Annotated in this window: 21 protein-coding genes; 14 read left to right on the plus strand and 7 right to left on the minus strand. The window is 36.1% G+C overall.

Annotation, left to right across the window (positions count from 1 at the left end):
• Positions 1–35: 35 nt before the first annotated feature.
• Genes cysT through A6M14_RS04795 form a run of 4 tightly spaced genes read left to right on the plus strand, consistent with a single transcriptional unit; the run spans position 36 to position 3,796 of the window.
• Complete coding sequence (gene cysT / locus A6M14_RS04780; protein WP_152873875.1) at positions 36–869, plus strand: sulfate ABC transporter permease subunit CysT; 834 nt, start codon at positions 36–38, stop codon at positions 867–869.
• The gene (gene cysW, locus A6M14_RS04785) at positions 866–1,750 is read left to right on the plus strand and encodes a sulfate ABC transporter permease subunit CysW (RefSeq protein ID WP_152873876.1); all 885 of its coding nucleotides are present in this window, start codon (positions 866–868) and stop codon (positions 1,748–1,750) included. The genes cysT and cysW overlap by 4 nt, the downstream gene beginning before the upstream one ends.
• Positions 1,751–1,761: 11 nt before the next feature.
• The gene (locus A6M14_RS04790) at positions 1,762–2,823 is read left to right on the plus strand and encodes a sulfate/molybdate ABC transporter ATP-binding protein (protein WP_152873877.1); all 1,062 of its coding nucleotides are present in this window, start codon (positions 1,762–1,764) and stop codon (positions 2,821–2,823) included.
• A 49-nt stretch (positions 2,824–2,872) separates the two neighbouring features.
• Positions 2,873–3,796, plus strand: a complete 924-nt coding sequence (locus A6M14_RS04795) for a CysB family HTH-type transcriptional regulator (RefSeq protein WP_152873878.1) — start codon at positions 2,873–2,875, stop codon at positions 3,794–3,796.
• 74 nt (positions 3,797–3,870) lie between these two features.
• On the opposite strand, the gene carO is transcribed toward A6M14_RS04795, so the two are convergent.
• A complete protein-coding gene (carO, locus tag A6M14_RS04800) occupies positions 3,871–4,602 on the minus strand; it encodes an ornithine uptake porin CarO (protein ID WP_152873879.1) in 732 nt (243 codons plus the stop codon).
• 306 nt (positions 4,603–4,908) lie between these two features.
• Between carO and dapD the strand changes: the two genes are divergently transcribed.
• The 5 genes from dapD (at position 4,909) to A6M14_RS04825 (ending at position 8,296) form a co-directional block, all read left to right on the plus strand.
• Positions 4,909–5,730 (plus strand): 2,3,4,5-tetrahydropyridine-2,6-dicarboxylate N-succinyltransferase, encoded by an 822-nt coding sequence (gene dapD / locus A6M14_RS04805; RefSeq protein WP_152873880.1) that lies wholly within the window; start codon positions 4,909–4,911, stop codon positions 5,728–5,730.
• Positions 5,731–5,843: 113 nt separating this feature from the next.
• The gene (gene queE, locus A6M14_RS04810) at positions 5,844–6,554 is read left to right on the plus strand and encodes a 7-carboxy-7-deazaguanine synthase QueE (RefSeq protein ID WP_152873881.1); all 711 of its coding nucleotides are present in this window, start codon (positions 5,844–5,846) and stop codon (positions 6,552–6,554) included.
• Between the two features lie 44 nt (positions 6,555–6,598).
• Positions 6,599–7,270: a 7-cyano-7-deazaguanine synthase QueC gene (gene queC / locus A6M14_RS04815; RefSeq protein WP_152873882.1), complete on the plus strand. Its 672-nt coding sequence runs from the start codon at positions 6,599–6,601 to the stop codon at positions 7,268–7,270.
• Between the two features lie 16 nt (positions 7,271–7,286).
• Positions 7,287–7,688 carry a hypothetical protein gene (locus A6M14_RS04820; protein ID WP_152873883.1) on the plus strand — a complete coding sequence of 134 codons (402 nt, stop codon included), beginning with the start codon at positions 7,287–7,289 and terminating at the stop codon, positions 7,686–7,688.
• Between the two features lie 149 nt (positions 7,689–7,837).
• Positions 7,838–8,296 carry a peroxiredoxin gene (locus A6M14_RS04825; RefSeq protein WP_152873884.1) on the plus strand — a complete coding sequence of 153 codons (459 nt, stop codon included), beginning with the start codon at positions 7,838–7,840 and terminating at the stop codon, positions 8,294–8,296.
• Positions 8,297–8,339: 43 nt separating this feature from the next.
• On the opposite strand, the gene A6M14_RS04830 is transcribed toward A6M14_RS04825, so the two are convergent.
• Together A6M14_RS04830 and A6M14_RS04835 are read right to left on the minus strand one after the other, a co-directional pair.
• Positions 8,340–8,672 carry a hypothetical protein gene (locus tag A6M14_RS04830; RefSeq protein WP_152873885.1) on the minus strand — a complete coding sequence of 111 codons (333 nt, stop codon included), beginning with the start codon at positions 8,670–8,672 and terminating at the stop codon, positions 8,340–8,342.
• 39 nt (positions 8,673–8,711) lie between these two features.
• Entirely contained in the window at positions 8,712–9,311 is a 600-nt protein-coding gene (locus A6M14_RS04835; RefSeq protein WP_152873886.1) for a LysE/ArgO family amino acid transporter, read from the minus strand.
• A gap of 107 nt (positions 9,312–9,418) precedes the next feature.
• On the opposite strand from A6M14_RS04835, the gene A6M14_RS04840 reads away from it, so the two are divergent.
• The gene (locus tag A6M14_RS04840; RefSeq protein WP_152873887.1) at positions 9,419–10,333 is read left to right on the plus strand and encodes a LysR family transcriptional regulator ArgP; all 915 of its coding nucleotides are present in this window, start codon (positions 9,419–9,421) and stop codon (positions 10,331–10,333) included.
• A gap of 24 nt (positions 10,334–10,357) precedes the next feature.
• On the opposite strand, the gene A6M14_RS04845 is transcribed toward A6M14_RS04840, so the two are convergent.
• Complete coding sequence (locus A6M14_RS04845; RefSeq protein WP_152873888.1) at positions 10,358–10,930, minus strand: nicotinate-nicotinamide nucleotide adenylyltransferase; 573 nt, start codon at positions 10,928–10,930, stop codon at positions 10,358–10,360.
• A gap of 101 nt (positions 10,931–11,031) precedes the next feature.
• On the opposite strand from A6M14_RS04845, the gene A6M14_RS04850 reads away from it, so the two are divergent.
• Positions 11,032–11,832: an enoyl-CoA hydratase gene (locus tag A6M14_RS04850; RefSeq protein WP_152873889.1), complete on the plus strand. Its 801-nt coding sequence runs from the start codon at positions 11,032–11,034 to the stop codon at positions 11,830–11,832.
• Positions 11,833–11,895: 63 nt separating this feature from the next.
• Positions 11,896–12,648, plus strand: coding sequence for a nitroreductase family protein (locus A6M14_RS04855; protein ID WP_152873890.1), 753 nt, complete (start codon positions 11,896–11,898; stop codon positions 12,646–12,648).
• A gap of 61 nt (positions 12,649–12,709) precedes the next feature.
• Here the strand turns inward: A6M14_RS04855 and A6M14_RS04860 are convergent, their stop codons facing one another.
• A complete protein-coding gene (locus A6M14_RS04860) occupies positions 12,710–14,011 on the minus strand; it encodes an HAD family hydrolase (RefSeq protein ID WP_152873891.1) in 1,302 nt (433 codons plus the stop codon).
• A gap of 484 nt (positions 14,012–14,495) precedes the next feature.
• On the opposite strand from A6M14_RS04860, the gene A6M14_RS04865 reads away from it, so the two are divergent.
• Complete coding sequence (locus A6M14_RS04865; RefSeq protein WP_152873892.1) at positions 14,496–15,434, plus strand: tripartite tricarboxylate transporter substrate binding protein; 939 nt, start codon at positions 14,496–14,498, stop codon at positions 15,432–15,434.
• Positions 15,435–15,520: 86 nt separating this feature from the next.
• On the plus strand, positions 15,521–16,567 hold the full coding sequence (locus A6M14_RS04870) for an AbrB family transcriptional regulator (protein ID WP_152873893.1): 1,047 nt from the start codon (positions 15,521–15,523) through the stop codon (positions 16,565–16,567).
• Positions 16,568–16,569: 2 nt separating this feature from the next.
• Here A6M14_RS04870 and A6M14_RS04875 read toward each other — a convergent pair whose 3' ends face one another.
• A complete protein-coding gene (locus A6M14_RS04875) occupies positions 16,570–16,884 on the minus strand; it encodes a YqfO family protein (RefSeq protein WP_152873894.1) in 315 nt (104 codons plus the stop codon).
• A complete protein-coding gene (locus A6M14_RS04880) occupies positions 16,877–17,578 on the minus strand; it encodes a hypothetical protein (RefSeq protein ID WP_152873895.1) in 702 nt (233 codons plus the stop codon). Before A6M14_RS04880 ends, A6M14_RS04875 begins: the two co-directional genes overlap by 8 nt.
• Positions 17,579–17,710: the final 132 nt, after the last annotated feature.

Here is a 17,710-nt window from a genome sequence, read left to right on the forward strand (position 1 = left end):
TATTTTGGTCAGTGCTCTCTTTTTGAGGAGTAATCATGTCGCAGCGATCCCGAGTGCTGCCAGGATTTGGTCTTTCCCTAGGCTTTACCCTAGCGTATTTGTCATTAATTGTGCTTATTCCACTTTCAGCTGTTTTTATTAAATCGCTTGGTATTGGATGGGATGGTTTATGGGAAATTTTAACTTCTGAACGTATTTTAAAGTCATTACAACTCAGTTTTAGTGCAGCCGTTATTGCCGCTGTTATTAACGTTGTTTTTGGTTTATTACTCGCTTGGTGTTTAGTCCGTTACAACTTCCCAGGCAAACGCATTGTAGATGCTTTAGTCGATTTACCTTTTGCTTTACCTACAGCGGTTGCAGGTATTGCATTAACTTCGCTTTATGCACCTACAGGTTGGATTGGTCAGTACCTTGAACCATTGGGTATTAAAGTAGCTTATAGCCCTATTGGTATTACCCTTGCCCTAATTTTTATTGGTATTCCTTTTGTGGTTCGTACAGTTCAACCTGTACTGAGTGATTTAGAAACTGAACTTGAAGAAGCAGCATCTGCTTTAGGGGCAAGTCGTTTCCAAATTATCACTAAAATAATTTTACCTATTCTATTCCCTGCACTTATTACAGGCTTTGCTTTAGCGTTTGCACGTGGTGTTGGTGAATATGGATCGGTTATTTTTATTGCAGGCAATATGCCGTTCAAAACTGAAATCGCTCCGCTCATGATTATTTCTCGCTTAGAAGAATATGATTATGCAGGTGCGACAACAATCGCAGTGGTGATGCTTGTGCTTTCATTTGTAATTCTGTTTTTAATTAACTTATTACAAGCATGGGCGAGTCGTCGTACTGGGAGAACTGCTCGATGAATACGAACAGCTTTGCTTTAGCAGAAAAATTACAATCTCGTGATGCTACACGTGAACCTACTTGGGTTCGTTATACGCTACTGACCATTGCGCTTATTTTCTTTTTAAGTTGCTTAATATTGCCTTTGATTTTGGTTTTCGTAGAAGCATTTAAACAAGGCGTAGGCGTTTATTTCCAAGCATTGGTTCATCCAGATACTTTATCTGCAGTGAAATTAACACTTCTTACAGCTGTTATCGCTGTACCTATGAACGTGGTATTTGGTGTTGCAGCGGCATGGTGTGTTGCGAAATTTAACTTCCGTGGTAAATCTATCTTAACCACCATTATTGATATGCCATTTTCAGTATCACCTGTTATTGCAGGCTTAATGCTTGTGCTAATTTTTGGTACACAAGGTTGGATGGGAAGTTGGTTAATGGATAACGACATTAAAATTTTATATGCCGTTCCTGCCATTGTTCTAGCAACTGTATTTATTACTGTACCTTTTGTTGCGCGTGAATTAATTCCTCTTATGGAAGCACAAGGAACAGAAGAAGAAGAAGCCGCTATTGTTCTTGGCGCTTCGGGTTGGCAGACTTTTTGGAAAGTAACCTTACCCAATATTAAATGGGGTTTAATCTACGGTGTCATTCTTTGTAATGCACGTGCAATGGGTGAATTCGGTGCGGTTTCTGTCGTTTCAGGACATATTCGCGGTGAAACCAATACATTGCCATTACACGTAGAAATTCTATATAACGAATATACATTCAGTGCTGCATTTGCTGTGTCTTCACTTTTGGCTTTACTCGCAATTGTGACCCTAATCTTAAAAACATGGGTTGAGATTCGCCAAGAAAAACAAGACAAACGCAATGAAGATGCACAAGCTTAAGGAATGACCTCATGAGTATTCAAGTTAAAAATATTGAAAAACATTTTGGTGCATTCCATGCACTTAACAATATCTCTTTAGATTTTCCAGATGGTCAATTGGTTGCCCTACTTGGTCCATCTGGCTGTGGTAAAACAACGCTACTTCGCATTATTGCAGGCTTAGAGTCTGCAGATGGCGGTCAAGTTATTTTAGAAGGCGAAGATGCAACCAATGTTCATGTACGTGAACGTGAAGTTGGTTTTGTATTTCAACATTATGCTTTGTTCCGTCACATGACTGTATTTGACAACATTGCATTTGGTTTACGTGTGCGTCCTCGCTCAACTCGCCCATCTGAAGCTGAAATTAAAAAACGTGTGACGCGTCTTTTAGACTTAGTTCAACTTGGTTTCTTGGCAGACCGATATCCTGCTCAACTTTCGGGTGGTCAACGTCAACGTATTGCACTTGCTCGTGCACTAGCAGTTGAACCTCGCGTACTTTTACTTGACGAACCATTTGGTGCACTCGATGCCAAAGTTCGTAAAGAATTACGTCGTTGGTTGCGTACTTTGCATGATGAATTACACATCACCTCTATTTTCGTAACGCATGACCAAGAAGAAGCACTTGAAGTTGCAGACCAAATTATTGTTATGAACAAAGGTAATGTAGAGCAAATTGGTTCGCCACGTGAAGTGTATGAAAAACCTGCAACACCATTTGTATTTGACTTTTTAGGTCAAGCAAACCGTTTTGAAGGTCATAATCAAAATGGCGTCATTCAAATTGGTGAAGACCGTATTCAGCTCGAAAGTTTAAAGAAATCGCCTGAAGGTAGTGTCATCGCTTTTGCTCGTCCAGATGAGTTACGCCTTCATGCACAGCCTCAAGACAATGCCATTCAAGCCACCTTCTTACGTGAAGTCTGGATTGCAGGTAAAGTAGTAGCAGAATTACAAGATCGTCAAGGCAACTTAATTGAAATTACATTAACGCCTGATGAAGCAAAATTACATCAATTCCGTCCAAGCCAAACTGTTTGGTTAAGCGTGACTGAATTACACTTATTTGAAAATCAAGTCGCTTAAGACGTTGGAATGGGGCTAAAGCCCCTTTCACAAAAAGGGAACAAGAATCATGAATTTCCAACAACTACGTATCATACGAGAAACCGTAAGACAAAATTATAATCTTACTGAGGCTTCTGCTGCGTTATACACATCACAATCTGGTGTAAGTAAACACATCAAAGATTTAGAAGATGAATTAGGCGTACAACTTTTTATTCGTAAAGGTAAACGCTTACTTGGCTTAACAGAACCCGGTCAATCTTTACTTGGTATCGTAGAACGAATGTTGGTAGATGCAGACAATATTAAACGTCTTGCAGATGATTTTAATAGAGTCGATGAAGGTACGCTTACAATTGCGACTACGCATACGCAAGCGCGTTATGTATTACCGCCTATTGTGAACAAATTCAAAAAAGAATTTCCTAAAGTTCATTTGATTTTGCAACAAGCAAGCCCTGTTGAAATTACAGAAATGTTACTTCAAGGCGAAGCAGATATTGGTATTGCAACAGAATCGTTAACAGCGGAAAGTAATCTTGCAAGTGTTCCTTTTTATGAGTGGCAACACAGTATTATTACGCCACAAGGTCATCCACTGGCAAGCAAAAGCAATATTACAATTCCAGATTTAGCCGAATACCCAATTATCACCTATCACGGTGGTTTTACAGGTCGTTCTAAAATTGATAAAGCATTTGAAGAGTCAGGCGCAGATTTTGATATTGTGATGTCTGCTCTAGATGCCGATGTTATTAAGACTTATGTTGAACTTGGCATGGGCGTTGGTATTGTCAACGATGTCGCTTATGACCCAGAGCGCGACCATCGTTTAAAACAAATTCCAACCGATATTTTTGGCGTAAATACAACATGGATTGCCGTTCGTAAAGGTCATTTACTTCGTGGTTATGGCTATGAATTCATTTCATTATGTTCTGCCGATGCAGACATCAAAGCCCTGAAAAAAATGGCATATCCTGAAGATTAATAACAAATCTTTAAATATAAAAAAGAGGCGAATTCGCCTCTTTTTTATTATGTTTCAATGATCAAACTTCTAAATTACCAATAGAAATTCACACCAACTTTACCCACTGGCATCCAAGCATATTTATCATCATTGGCAATTTTTTGTTGCTCTGCTTTTAAGTCAGCAGCTGCACTGCCACCATTGGCATTAATAAATGTACCGTCTGCATCTAAATTCACAGTTGGATTACCTGTGTAATACGCACCAACTTCACCAAATACACCCCAGTTTTTACTAAACTTAGGCGCAATACCCACACCTACATAAGGTGCAATATTGTTTTTATAGTTCATTTGTCCGCGAAGTTCGCCATTGTAACTATAATTCGTACCATTGAGTTTCACATTACCATCTTTAGAACGTTGCGATAAATCATAATCGTTATCTAAATAAGCTACACCTGCAGCAAAATATGTTCCTTGAGCCCAACGATTATCGCTTGTACCCCACGGATGAATTTCTGCATTCAAATAGACATTATTATTGTCCATATCAACATCATATTTAGTGCCGTTTACAGATAAATCATCGCGCCAAGAAATATTGCCACCGTTATAACCAAGTGACAAACCAACATAAGGACTTGCTGTCCATTGTATTGCACCACCGTAACCCGTTGTACCGACTTCAGCACGAACACCTGTTGGTATTAATTTATTATGTTCAAAAATATAACCATCTTTAATGACTGCACCGTCTGCCATTGCAGTACCTGCTGCCGTTGTTAGAACTGATGCAAATAAAGCTGTTTTTAAATATTTCATTTAATACTCCATTCAGTGTAATTAAACCTTGAATCGTAATTTTGATTGATAACCAACGAATTTAATATAGATTGAAAATCGCTATTTTTTAAAGCACATTTTGCTTATTTTTTGTTTTGTTTTACGTGATTTCTATAACGTTTAGTACAATTATGGAGAAATTTAGAATATTAGATCACATTCGGTTATATAAGATTAAAAAAATCAAAATATTTTAGAATAAATTCACTGCTAATTCGGTTTTAAGTCATTTTCTTGGTCAATATAGTGTAAAATCTGTGAAAATTTTTTTCTGGAAGGAAGATCATGTCTCAGCTTTCAACAATCATTGAACAAGCGTTTGAAGACCGTGCTAATTTCACAGCAGCGGACTGCTCTACTGAAATCCGTCAAGCAGTTGAAGAAGTTATTGCTGGCTTAGATAACGGCACTTTACGTGTTGCTGAAAAAATTGATGGCGAATGGATTGTTCATCAATGGGTTAAAAAAGCTGTATTGTTATCATTCAAATTAAATGACAACAAACCAATGGAAGCTGGTGATCTTCGTTTCTATGACAAAGTTGATACTAAGTTTGGCGATTGGACTGAAGAACAATTTAAAGCTGCTGGCGTACGTGTAGTACCACCTGCTGTTGCTCGTAAAGGTTCTTTCCAAGCGAAAAACGTTGTATTAATGCCATCTTACGTAAACATTGGTGCTTACGTTGATGAAGGTACAATGGTAGATACATGGGCAACTGTTGGTTCATGTGCTCAAATTGGTAAAAACGTTCATTTATCTGGTGGTGTTGGTATTGGTGGTGTTCTTGAACCACTTCAAGCAAACCCTACTATTATTGAAGATAACTGCTTCATCGGTGCGCGCTCTGAAATTGTTGAAGGCGTAATTGTTGAAGAAGGTTCTGTAATTTCAATGGGCGTGTTCATTGGTCAATCGACTAAGATTTATGACCGTGCAACTGGCGAAATCCATTACGGCCGTGTACCTGCTGGTTCTGTTGTTGTATCTGGTAGCCTTCCATCTAAATGCGGTACTTACAGCCTTTATGCTGCAATTATTGTGAAAAAAGTAGATGCGAAAACTCGTGCTAAAACGAGCCTAAACGATTTATTACGTGAAGACTAATATTCTTCATTAAAATGATTGCGGAACTTTAAATGTTCCTCGTCTCTACGGTCAGTCATGGTCGTAGAGATTTTTGTTTTTATAGTGTTCCATCTTCCTTGGTTAATTTTGTTATGAGTACTCTCCGATCTTCTGCTATTCCTGTTTCTGATCCGTCTGCGGGTTTACGCATCACGGAGATTTTTTATTCATTGCAAGGTGAAGCAAATGCAGCAGGCTTACCGACTGTATTTATTCGTCTTACAGGTTGTCCGCTACGTTGTACATATTGCGATACAACATATTCATTTGAAGGTGGCGAACGTCAATCTTTAGATGACATTATTCAAACAACATTAGATTTTAAAACACCCTATATTTGCGTAACAGGCGGTGAGCCACTTGCTCAACCCAATGCATTACCACTCATGCAGCGTTTAGCAGATTTAGGTTGTGAAGTTTCTTTAGAAACCAGTGGTGCTTTAGATGTTTCTAAAGTCGATTCACGTGTATCTAAAGTTTTAGATTTAAAAACGCCAACTTCTGGTGAAGTTGCACGAAATTTGCTTTCTAATTTCGATCATTTAACATCTCATGATCAAATCAAATTTGTGATTTGTAACCGTGAAGATTATGAATGGTCTAAACAACAAGTTGAACAGTACAAATTAAATGAAAAAGTAAGCACGGTTTGGTTCTCTCCTGCGTTTGCAGTGGAAAAAGGTGCGGTTCGTTTACCTCAACTTGCGCGTGATTTAGCACAATGGATTTTAGACGATCATCTCCCTGTTCGTTTCCAATTGCAGTTGCACAAACTTCTTTGGAACGATGAAACTGGTCGCTAAAGGGTTAATCCACATCTATTTAATGATTTTTTTGGAGATTTAATATGCGTTCTCGTGCCATTGTTTTGTTGTCTGGTGGCCTAGACTCAACAACGTGTTTAGCATGGGCTCAAGCTCGTTATGATTGTATTGCACTCAGCTTTATGTATGGTCAACGCTCAACGACAGAGTTAGATGCTGCAAAAGCTTTGGCAGAACGCGCAGGTGTTGAGCATCGCACTATTAATATCGACTTAGGGAATTTAGGTGGTTCTGCCCTTACAGATCACAGCATTTCTGTTCCAGAACAAGAACAAGAAGGCATTCCTGTAACTTATGTACCTGCTCGTAACACCATCTTCCTATCTTATGCTTTAGCTGCTGCGGAAGTATTTGGTGCAGAAGCCATTGTTATTGGTATTAACGCTGTCGATTATTCGGGTTACCCAGATTGTCGCCCAGAATTTATTGATGCTTTTGAAAAGATGGCTCGCCTTGCAACCAAAGTGGGTGTTGAAGGAAAACCGCTTAAATTTGAAACACCGCTTTTGAATTTATCTAAAGCAAATATTATTCGCTTAGGTGTAGAGCATGGCGTAGACTATAGTCAAACCGTCTCTTGCTACCAAGCAGATGACCAAGGGCGAGCATGTGGTTTATGTGATAGCTGCCGTTTACGCAAACAAGGTTTTGTGGAAGCAGGTATTCAAGACCCTACTCGTTATATTCCAGTTTAAGAGGAATTCTGACTTTATGAAATCAAAAATTATTCTTTCAAGTGTTCTTGCTATTTCTACACTTTTTTCAGCAGCGAGCTTTGCTAATACAGCTGATGCGCAAGCAAAAATGGCAGCAGCTTATAAAAGCAGCAATGTTAAACAAGGTTTGATTGGTGTTTGTGTAGATGAGCAAACTAAAGCTGGTGCTTTAAAAGCTTTAACAAAAGATGAAGTGAATAAACTTTGTAAATGTAATGTTGAATCTCAAGGCCGCATGACAAATTCTCTTCAATGGGAATTACAAAGCGCACGCAATGCAAAAGATGAGAAAAAATACGCAACTGCATTACAAAGCTTTGGTAAGTCTGAACAACCTAAAGTTAAAGCTTGCTTAGGTACAGCATTAGAAACAAAACTTGCTAAATTTCAAAAATAAGTTTGTTTAATTTAAAAAGCCACGTTATGTGGCTTTTTTTATAGCTTTTATAAATCACCTTAAGCTAAAAAATTATCTGAAAAGTCTTATCAATTCTGCGCTACATTCAGTATGATCTTAGTCATAATTCAGAATTTTAGAGTATTCATATGTCAGCTCAATTAAGTTTGCTTAATCAAGTTTTTCCTACAACGACGGGCGAGATCAATTTAAGTGAAGTTCCAACTGAATGGTTAATTGTTTATTTTTACCCTAAAGATTCTACACCTGGTTGTACTACTCAAGCCGTTGGTTTTTCTTGCTTAAAAGATCAGTTTGATGCTTTAAATACCACTATTTTAGGTATTTCACGTGATTCTGTTAAAGCGCATCAAAACTTTACTGAAAAGCAAAACCTAACGATTGATCTAATTAGTGATAAAGAAGAAGTGCTTTGTCAGCATTTTGATGTGATTAAAGAAAAGAATATGTATGGCAAAAAAGTAATGGGCATTGAGCGTTCTACTTTCATTTTCCATAACGGTCAATTGGTTAAAGAATACCGTAAGGTAAAAGCGGCAGGTCATGCTGAACAAGTTTTAGAAGACTTAAAAGCACTTCAGGGTTAATTCCTACCCAAATAAAATGATTCGATAATACTTCCAAAGAGTATTATCGAATTTGTACAGAATAGTTGTTGTTATTTTTCCAAGAAATGACTTTAAAACTTCTATCAATTTTACCTATTTCACGATAATAAAGCACTAGCTCTTCTGGACTCCAATCCCTTCCAACAGAAAACAATGCTTCTAAATCAATCAGAGTATTAATAATATCAATACAATGACTTTCATCAATTATTTCTAGACTAAAATTCTCATACTCATCTACTTTAAAACCAATTCGTTCTAATTGAATAATCAACTCTAAATCAAATGTAGTTACAGAAGCTCTATTTCCAGCCAATTCTCTTACAACTATAGATCTATAAAATGGACTATTCACTTTAGTTTTTATACTCTCATTTCTTAATAAACTAGCTTATTAAGAAATCAGGCTATAAGCAATTCCCCACATCAAGAAACCAGCACCTACATCTAAAACTTTCCACGCTCTATAATCTTTAAATAATGGCTGTAAATATTTCGCACCATAACCCAAGCTGAAAAAGAAAATGAACGAAGCTAAACTTGCACCCACGGCAAAATGAATTTTATCACCCGTAATTTGTGTAGAAATAGCACCAATTAAAACCACCGTATCTAAATACACATGCGGATTTAACCAAGTAAAAGCCAAACAAATCAGCAAGACTTTAACTAAACTCGTTTCATCTTTGCCATTCGCTTCTAAGCTTTGTTTCTTTGTCCAAGCTTGATAAAAATGCTGTAAACCATACAAAAATAAAAACATCGCACCTAAATATTTGGCAATATCAATCCAAGCTGTATGACTTTGCACAACATGCCCAAAACCAAAAACACCTGCAAAAATCAAAATTGCATCTGACATTGCACAAATTAAGCAAATCCAAAAAATATGTTCTTGTTTTAAGCCCTGTTTCAAGACAAAAGCATTTTGTGCACCAATTGCAATAATCAGCCCAATACTCACTAAAAAGCCTTGAAGTACTGTATGTAGCATTTCAAATCACCGTCATTTTAATATGTGGCGAATTATCTCGTAATTTTTTTAAAAATAAGTAATATTAAGAAAATATCAATATAACTAAAAAATACTTAGGTTAATTTATGCTTCCACATAAAGCTTGCGAAGCTTTTCTCGCAGTCGCAGAAACGGGTAGTTTTGAACAAGCGGCTATTCGCTTACATATCACCGCATCTGCGGTCACATTACGTGTACAAAGCTTAGAAAAAGATTTAGGCAATACATTGATTGTTCGTGAGCGTCCCTGTCGAGTTACATCTACAGGTCAATTACTACTTGAACACCTACAACATCAACGTTTGATGGAACAAAATTTATTACAGCAGTTGAAAGGAAAATCGGATACATCTTCATTTTTCAAACTTAATATTGCCACCAATGCCGACTCATTAGATACATGGCTACTTCCTACACTACAACCCACACTCATTCGTGAGCGAATTTCACTTCAATTAAGTATCGATGATCAATCTCAAACACATCAACTTATGGAAACAGGGATCGTAAATGCCTGTATTAGTTCAGAACAAGTGCATTTAAAAGGCTGTGTCACTCATCACTTAGGAGCAATGCGTTATTTAATGGTTGCTACGCCTGAGTTTAAAAATACATGGTTTCAATACGGTGTAAATCGGGAAAGTTTAAGACGCGCTCCTGCCGTTATTTTTGGCGATAAAGATCAGCTTCACTCAAATTGTATATTGGAATTATTTGGCTTAAATATGCAAAGCTATCCCTATCATTTTATTCCTGCTGCTGCATCATTCGCTCAGGCAATTATTCAAGGCTTAGGCTATGGTATGGCGCCAGAAATGCAAATTCGTAAAGAGCTTGAAAGCGGTCAACTCATTCCTCTCATTCCTGAAGCTCAAACCGATATCCAACTGTATTGGCACCATTGGAAACAGCAGTCCGAACCATTAAAAATATTAACTTCGGTCATTTTAGACCAAACAAAACAGTTATTTATTCAAGACACAAAAAAGCCATCAAAATGATGGCTTCGTTTAAATAATTAATCTTTAAAATTCGATATTACTTTTGTCTTGATCTTTAAATTTTTGCTTTAATTTTTCATAAATTTCAGTTTCTTGAAAATGTTCTAAAAACTTAATTGAACCTTCGGGAAATGCTTCTCGCAAAATTTCACCCCGATAATAAGCTTCACGCATTGGTGTTGCAGACATTGCACCTTCTAAACTCTCAAGCTCAACCATCTCCCATTCAGGGAAAAATTTTAAATAGTAAGATGAATCATCTTTAAAGTGACCAATTAAACCAACTTTATCTGAATCATTAATGACATCTGCAACTAATGATTTCACTAGTTTTTGCCATTTTTCATCATTATAAACATCAATTACATGAACAAATTTAATGCGATTTTGATCTTCTTTGGAAAAGTTAGATAAAATCATGTGTTCACGTTCAGTTGCTAAAAATGGATTTTTAATATTCCGTTCATTTTGCGCAGAACCTAATGCCAAAATAATATTTTGACTATGCTCCAAAGCAATTTGAATGGTTTTCATATGTGCCAAATGAAAAGGCTGAAACCGACCAATAAAAACGAGATAATCAAATTTATAATTCATAGCAGATCTGACTTTTTATGACTCATGAGTTATGGCGTTGAAATAAATATACGACATAATGGGGCATAAAATTAAATTAAGTTTAAAGCAAGGATAGTACGATGACACTTAGTTGTATTCAACAGCCTCATCAACATTTAAATGCCACTTTAGAAAATGGCGTACTGACTTTAGCCATTAACCGCCCAGAAGCAAAGAATGCTGTTTATGGCGAATTATATTTAAAAATTGCTGAAGCTTTAGATCAAGCAGATTTAGACAATACGGTTCGTGTTGTGGTTTTACGTGGTCAAGATGCCGACTTTAGCGCAGGCAATGACATGCAAGACTTTATGAAATTTATTCAATCGCCCTTACAAGGTAAAGCAGGCGACGCACCTCCATTTGTGGTGTTAAAATCTGCGGCACGTTTTTCAAAACCTTTAATTGCAGCAGTTCGTGGTGTAGCGATTGGCATTGGCGTGACTATTCTTTTACATGCAGACCTTGTTTATAGCGACAATACTGCCCTATTCCAAATTCCATTTGTAAGCTTAGGTCTGTCACCTGAAGGTGCTTCCAGTAAATTACTCATTCAACAAGCGGGCTATCATAAAGCCACTGAATTATTGTTTACGGCGCAAAAATTTAATAGTGAAAAAGCGTTAAGTGCAGGCATTATCAATAGTATTGAAGATGATGTTTATGCAACAGCTCAGAAACAAGCTCAAACTTTAGCAGCCTTACCACTTGCATCTTTGCGTCAAACTAAAGCATTAATGAAACATAACCTAGAAGAAATTGTCGATTGTATTGACCATGAAGCAGAAATTTTCATGCAACGTGTTTCATCACCAGAAATGAAAGAAGCGGTTGCTGCATTTATGCAAAAACGTAAGCCTGATTTTTCACAATTTAATTAATCTTTTAATGCACCAAAGGTTTATGCTTGAGGTGCATTTTCATTTCTGAGATTTTAAAATCTTATGTCAAATACTGAAAAGAAACGCTATTACGAAGCTGCACCACAAGATATTGATATCGATAACTTTCGTAAAGTGGTAGAAAGCCGTCGTTCTGTGCGTAAATTTACCGACAAAGCTATTCCTGAAGATGTGCTTGATGCTTGTTTAGATTTAGCTTTACTTGCGCCCAATTCATCGAATTTACAACCTTGGACATTTTACGTTGTTCAAAATCCTGCAAAGAAAAAGCGATTGGTTAAAGCATGTTTAGGTCAACTTGCGGCAAAAACAGCATCTGAACTTATAGTTTGTGTTGCACGTACAGACCGTATTGATGAAATGGCGAAACGTAATATTAATGAGTTCCCATTCCCAGAAGTTCCTGCAATGGTGAAAAAATATTACAAGTTCATTCCATACAACTATAAGACAGGTTACTTTAATTCACTAGGTAACTTTAAGAAAGTAGCTTTCAAAGTTGCACGTACCCTAGACAAGCAATTGCCTGTGACAGCATTTAGTACAGATGATGCAAAACTTTGGGCAAGTAAAACCACTGCTCTTGCATGTGAAAACTTAGTTTTAGCTTTACGTGCTTATGGTTTTGACAGTTGCATGATGGAAGGTTTCGATGAGCCTTTAGTGGCTAAAATATTAAACCTGAACAATCAGCAATATCCAGTGATGGTGATTGCCGCAGGTGAACGTGCAGAAGATGGTGTATTCTTCCCACAATACCGTTTTGACCGAAGTTTATTTATCCAAAAAATATAAAAAAACGACCTATATTCAATATTGGATATAGGTCGATCTTTTTCAAATAGCTAATTCAAACTTATTTAAATGCCTTTGCCTCTGTTGAACCAAAAGCAATACTTTTTGTAGATGGTACAAATAAGCCTGTATTGGCATCTCGACCTTGTAATAAATATTTCGGGTTTTGCGTGCCATAACTTTCAGAAGCAACTTTTGAAAACTGACCAATATCTGTTGTTGGTTTTCTCCAACGGTTCACAATCAAGACTTTTTGCGTATCTGCAAAATCCTGCATCATGTTTTGGTCGCCTTCGCTATCTCCTGCTATAAAGCTCGGACCATAACCATATTTACTCACCAAAAACTTTTCGATGGTTTGTGATTTTCCTTTGCCTTGCGTTTGGAAATAATCCTCATTAAATTTAGCGATAATTTTATTGTTTTTATCATGTTGTAATTGCATTGCATACACACGATCGGCCGGAACATTAAATCCAATATTTGGATCTGTTGCAATTCCCTTAATCACATCTATAAATGATGCTGAACATACATAAACATCAAAGCCATTTTGCATCAAAGCCCGATATAAATTTTGAACATCCTTATACGGTCTTAAGCCATTATCCCAAGTCACAGAAACGACACCTGCTTTACCAGTCAATGCTTGAGGAGATGTCCAAGTTACAGGTGCAATTTTTTGCTGTTGTTGCCAAGCGTACGTTGCTTTAGCAAGTTGGCTCACTTCATTTGGTGCATAACCTGCAAATAAATAAGTCACCCAAGGATAAGAAACCGAATGATCAAAAGTGTCGCCTATGGCTGCGTATAAATATCGCATTTTGGTAATGAAGTTTTCATAATGAGGATTTTGTTTCACCTCATCTAAAGACTTCTTCCCTTTTAAGCCAACATAATTTTTATAAAGCCACGTATAACTTTCAATAATATCAGGCGAAATGGTGTTGATATTTACAGGCTGACCATCTTGATTATTAAAATCTGAACTAAAGTTTGTATCTTCAATATTGGTACGAATCACTTTATTGAGTTCTTTAGGACTAACCTTGAACAGTAAATTTTCAAGTTGATAAATCAGTGTCGCTTCTTCAATATCTAAGAAAATAGATGTGTTATCAAAATCAAAAATGACATATGGCGGTTTTTGAGCATTATATTTTGCACTTTTATTGCCATTTTCTAAGATAAATTGATTGAGCTGTGCATGATTAAATTGATCCCAATTACCTTTTTCTAAGACATTTATTTGTTCCTGAATTTTTATTGTAGGAGCTTTAATTGTTTCAGCATGGGTAAGTTGTATTGTAAATAAACTTAATGTCGCCGCTGTTATCAACTGAGCTATTTTTTTCTTGCGCATTATTATTCCTTAACATCCATTTAAAAAATAGACTAACTAATTCTAGGTTGGAAAATAGTTGGTTTAAAAAAATTCATTTAACAGACATATTTATAGTCTTTATCAAGTTTTTAACATTTATATATTTCAAAAATATGATCATTCTGATCTATATTTTAAAAGTTACTTATAATTCCCCATTTCACTTTGGTTGAAATAAACCCAATTTATTTTTTCTCTCTTTCACTTCAAAATTTGCCTAAAACTCAATAAACATCTACGTTTTCAACAAGCATAAAATTAACAAAACCTTTTATATTAACAATTTATAATAATTTTATAAGTGCATCTTAAAAAAAAATAGTGTACTGATATCATCATTGTGTGAATGTTAGGTTCTAAACTTTTTACCAGAATGGTTTAATAATTAGTGGAAAATTACAATAAATGGAGCATCAACAAATGATGATTAAATCATTACTCATCACAGGATCAATACTTACTATTGGACTGCAATAAAAAAGGGATATCGGGTGAACCGAATAACCCAGAATGTATTGTTCCAGCTAAACCTGGTGGTGGTTTTGATTTGACCTGCAAACTAGCTCAAGATGCTTTAACAACGACAGACACTTTAAAAGCACCCATGCAAGTCACTTATATGCCAGGTGGTGTAGGTGCCGTCGCATATAACAAAATTATTGCCAATGACCCAGCGAACAATAATGCGATTATTGCTTTCTCTACAGGTTCTTTACTCAATATTGCACAAGGCAAATTTGGAAAATATAACGAAAAAGATGTTCGTTGGTTATCTGTCATTGGTACTGATTATGGCATGGTTGCAGTAAAAGCAGACTCTCCATTTAAAAACTTAAACGATTTGGTTAATGCCTTAAAAAAGAATCCTCAAGGAATCAGTTTTGCAGCTGGTGGTAGTATTGGTGGTCAAGACTGGATGCAAACTGCAATGCTTGCAAAAGTTGCAGGAATTGATCCTAAAAAAATGACCTATATTGCCTTAGAAGGTGGCGGTGAAGCTGTAACTGCAGTATTAGATAATCATATTCAAGTGGTTAGTGCTGGCGTTGCTGAAATTGTTCCACACATGAAATCTGGGGAAATGCGTGTATTGGCTGTATTTTCTAAAGAGCGTTTATCTGGCAATTTAACCTCTATTCCTACCGCAAAAGAGCAAGGTTTTGATATTGAATGGCCTATTATTCGTGGTTATTACATGGGTCCAAATGTCAGTAATGAAGCTTATAACTGGTGGAAAAAATCATTTGATAGCATGGCGAAAGATGGTAAGTTTCAGCAAATTCGTCAGCAATACGACTTATTACCACTCACAATGACAGGTGATGAACTCACTCAATACGTTTATAAGCAAACCAACCAACTCCGTGAACTTTCAAAAGAATACGATTTAATTGTTAGATAGAAATACAGGTTCTTTAATTGATGTAGATATTTTCTTTATATCAAATGGATGTTGATACTCCTCTTTAAACTGCGTATAAAAACAGCATGCTTTATTTTAAATATCTTTATAGTTTTTGCTTTGCCCTTTGTGGTGCTTTCATTGCGCAGCAACTTAATTTGCCTATACCTTGGTTATTAGGTCCTCTTTTTGTTACTGCACTTTTAAAAATCAACAATGCACCTATCGACTGCCATAAATCTGCACGTCAAATTGGCTTACTCATTATTGGTTTATCACTTGGTTTATATTTCACTCCAGACATGATTCATGTGGTGTTAAGCCATTGGGCGGTCTTAATTACGGGTTTAGTCTTTGCTTTATGTTTAGGTGCACTCACCGCTTTTATTATTTATAAATGGGGCAATGTCGACTTTAAAACAGCTTGGTTTGCATCTGCGGTTGGTGGTGCAAATGAAATGTCTAATTTAGCTGAACAATATTCAGCCCGTGTCGATAAAGTGGCTTCTGCACATGCTTTACGTGTGCTTTTAGTGGCTGTGTTTATTCCATTCTTTTATAAATTCATGGGATGGCACGGTGCAGACACTTCCGCAATTTTAAGTATTCCTGTTAATTGGTCTAATTTTCTTGTTTTATTTGCCTTATGTTTATTAGGCTGCTTTATTTTTAAAAAATTTAAGCTTCCAAACCCTTGGACTTTTGGACCTTTATTGGTTGCTATTCTTTTAACTGCAAACAGCATTCATCTATCTTCTATTCCACCCTCAATTTTGCATTTAGGGCAGGTTCTTTTAGGATGGTCTTTAGGTAATAAATTTAGCCCGACATTTTTTAAAACAGCACCAAGATATATGTCTGTTGTGGCTTTGGCTAATGTTTTAAGTATTTTATTCGCCTTTGTCAGTGCTTATATTTTACTGTTTTTTGTAGATATTCCATTACCTACTTTAATTTTAGGTTTAGCGCCAGGTGGTGTTGCAGAAATGACGCTTACTGCCAAAATTTTACATTTGGGTGTGCCTATGGTGACAGCCTTTCATGTAGTTCGTATGATTGGTGTGATGAGTACCGTTGGACCTTTATACGGCTATATTCAAAAGAAATTTAAACTAAAAGTAGATACTGAATAAAACTAATTTATTTCTATAATTTTTAAAAACTCAAAAGCAGGTTCTTCGTATGGATGGCTTGCTTGTAGTGCTTTTGCTACAGCAGATGCTTTTTCTTCAGGCACAATCGTTTCTACTCGCCATTCAGGTATTTTTTCTAAGGTGTCGAGTTCACCAATAAATGGATTTGCGCCTTTTACGGGTTTGAATTGTCCTGTACCCAATACTTGCCAAGCGCAGTGTTCGTAATTGCCTATGCCTCCTGCCCCTGCTTCAAAAATAGCAAGTTTGGTTAATTCAAGATGAGATTCAGGAACGTAATAGATAAGTTTAAGCATGTTTATTTTCTAAATTATCTAATTTAACTTTGATAGCATATAATTCAGCATACCTTTCAAAATCATTAAAAAGTGCTTTTTTAGCTTCCTTATATTCACTAATTGAATTTTTCGCTCCATAACTTTTAATAACCTGATCATTAGTCATTACATATAAATTTTGAGGTGCATCATTTTTTGAAAATATATAACTCTTATTTATTGCATTATTATGTACTAATTTTAACTGATTATATTCATCTACCATTATTACATTTAAGGCTTCTTTAATTTCACTATCTACTTTTTCTAGACAATTAAATTTCTCCATATTTTCAAATAACTGAATAAAATAGTTTGTCCGCTTAATACTATTACTCTTTTGATAATAACCACCATCAGTTCCTGTACTTTTCTGAACTAAAAATCTAAATATCTCAATTTTAGCTTGTTCTAGCTCTTCAATTGTTTTTTCTGCTTCTGATCTTAATTCTTTTAATTTTACACCATTACCTGCAATTGAAAATTCTTGAATTTCAGCTGCAAAAGCAATAATCAAACCGATTACAGAGAAACCAAGACTCAACGCAACAAACTCAGCACCTGAAATTGCTTCACGATCAATTAAAAGCCATAAAGCACCAATGATTCCGACGATAGCAACACAGAACCCTCCAATTATATTAGCTTTGAATTTATTATCTTTTTTATTCAATTTCACACTCATTTAAATATTTCATTAATCACATGATAACAAAAGAAAAAGTAAAGTTTTAACCTAAATCAACTTGTATGACTTGCGACATAGATGTCGCACGTTAGACTGTGGGACAAGGACGTCCCATCA

It is taken from the genome of Acinetobacter portensis, from assembly GCF_009372215.1.
Lineage (GTDB): Bacteria > Pseudomonadota > Gammaproteobacteria > Pseudomonadales > Moraxellaceae > Acinetobacter > Acinetobacter portensis.

Bases quoted from the DNA above. Each gene is read 5' to 3' on its own strand.
- cysT (WP_152873875.1), top strand. From the start codon at position 36: ATGTCGCAGCGATCCCGAGTGCTGCCAGGATTTGGTCTTTCCCTAGGC.
- cysW (WP_152873876.1), top strand. From the start codon at position 866: ATGAATACGAACAGCTTTGCTTTAGCAGAAAAATTACAATCTCGTGAT.
- A6M14_RS04790 (WP_152873877.1), top strand. From the start codon at position 1,762: ATGAGTATTCAAGTTAAAAATATTGAAAAACATTTTGGTGCATTCCAT.
- A6M14_RS04795 (WP_152873878.1), top strand. From the start codon at position 2,873: ATGAATTTCCAACAACTACGTATCATACGAGAAACCGTAAGACAAAAT.
- carO (WP_152873879.1), bottom strand. From the start codon at position 4,602: ATGAAATATTTAAAAACAGCTTTATTTGCATCAGTTCTAACAACGGCA.
- dapD (WP_152873880.1), top strand. From the start codon at position 4,909: ATGTCTCAGCTTTCAACAATCATTGAACAAGCGTTTGAAGACCGTGCT.
- queE (WP_152873881.1), top strand. From the start codon at position 5,844: ATGAGTACTCTCCGATCTTCTGCTATTCCTGTTTCTGATCCGTCTGCG.
- queC (WP_152873882.1), top strand. From the start codon at position 6,599: ATGCGTTCTCGTGCCATTGTTTTGTTGTCTGGTGGCCTAGACTCAACA.
- A6M14_RS04820 (WP_152873883.1), top strand. From the start codon at position 7,287: ATGAAATCAAAAATTATTCTTTCAAGTGTTCTTGCTATTTCTACACTT.
- A6M14_RS04825 (WP_152873884.1), top strand. From the start codon at position 7,838: ATGTCAGCTCAATTAAGTTTGCTTAATCAAGTTTTTCCTACAACGACG.
- A6M14_RS04835 (WP_152873886.1), bottom strand. From the start codon at position 9,311: ATGCTACATACAGTACTTCAAGGCTTTTTAGTGAGTATTGGGCTGATT.
- A6M14_RS04840 (WP_152873887.1), top strand. From the start codon at position 9,419: ATGCTTCCACATAAAGCTTGCGAAGCTTTTCTCGCAGTCGCAGAAACG.
- A6M14_RS04845 (WP_152873888.1), bottom strand. From the start codon at position 10,930: ATGAATTATAAATTTGATTATCTCGTTTTTATTGGTCGGTTTCAGCCT.
- A6M14_RS04850 (WP_152873889.1), top strand. From the start codon at position 11,032: ATGACACTTAGTTGTATTCAACAGCCTCATCAACATTTAAATGCCACT.
- A6M14_RS04855 (WP_152873890.1), top strand. From the start codon at position 11,896: ATGTCAAATACTGAAAAGAAACGCTATTACGAAGCTGCACCACAAGAT.
- A6M14_RS04860 (WP_152873891.1), bottom strand. From the start codon at position 14,011: ATGCGCAAGAAAAAAATAGCTCAGTTGATAACAGCGGCGACATTAAGT.
- A6M14_RS04870 (WP_152873893.1), top strand. From the start codon at position 15,521: ATGCTTTATTTTAAATATCTTTATAGTTTTTGCTTTGCCCTTTGTGGT.
- A6M14_RS04875 (WP_152873894.1), bottom strand. From the start codon at position 16,884: ATGCTTAAACTTATCTATTACGTTCCTGAATCTCATCTTGAATTAACC.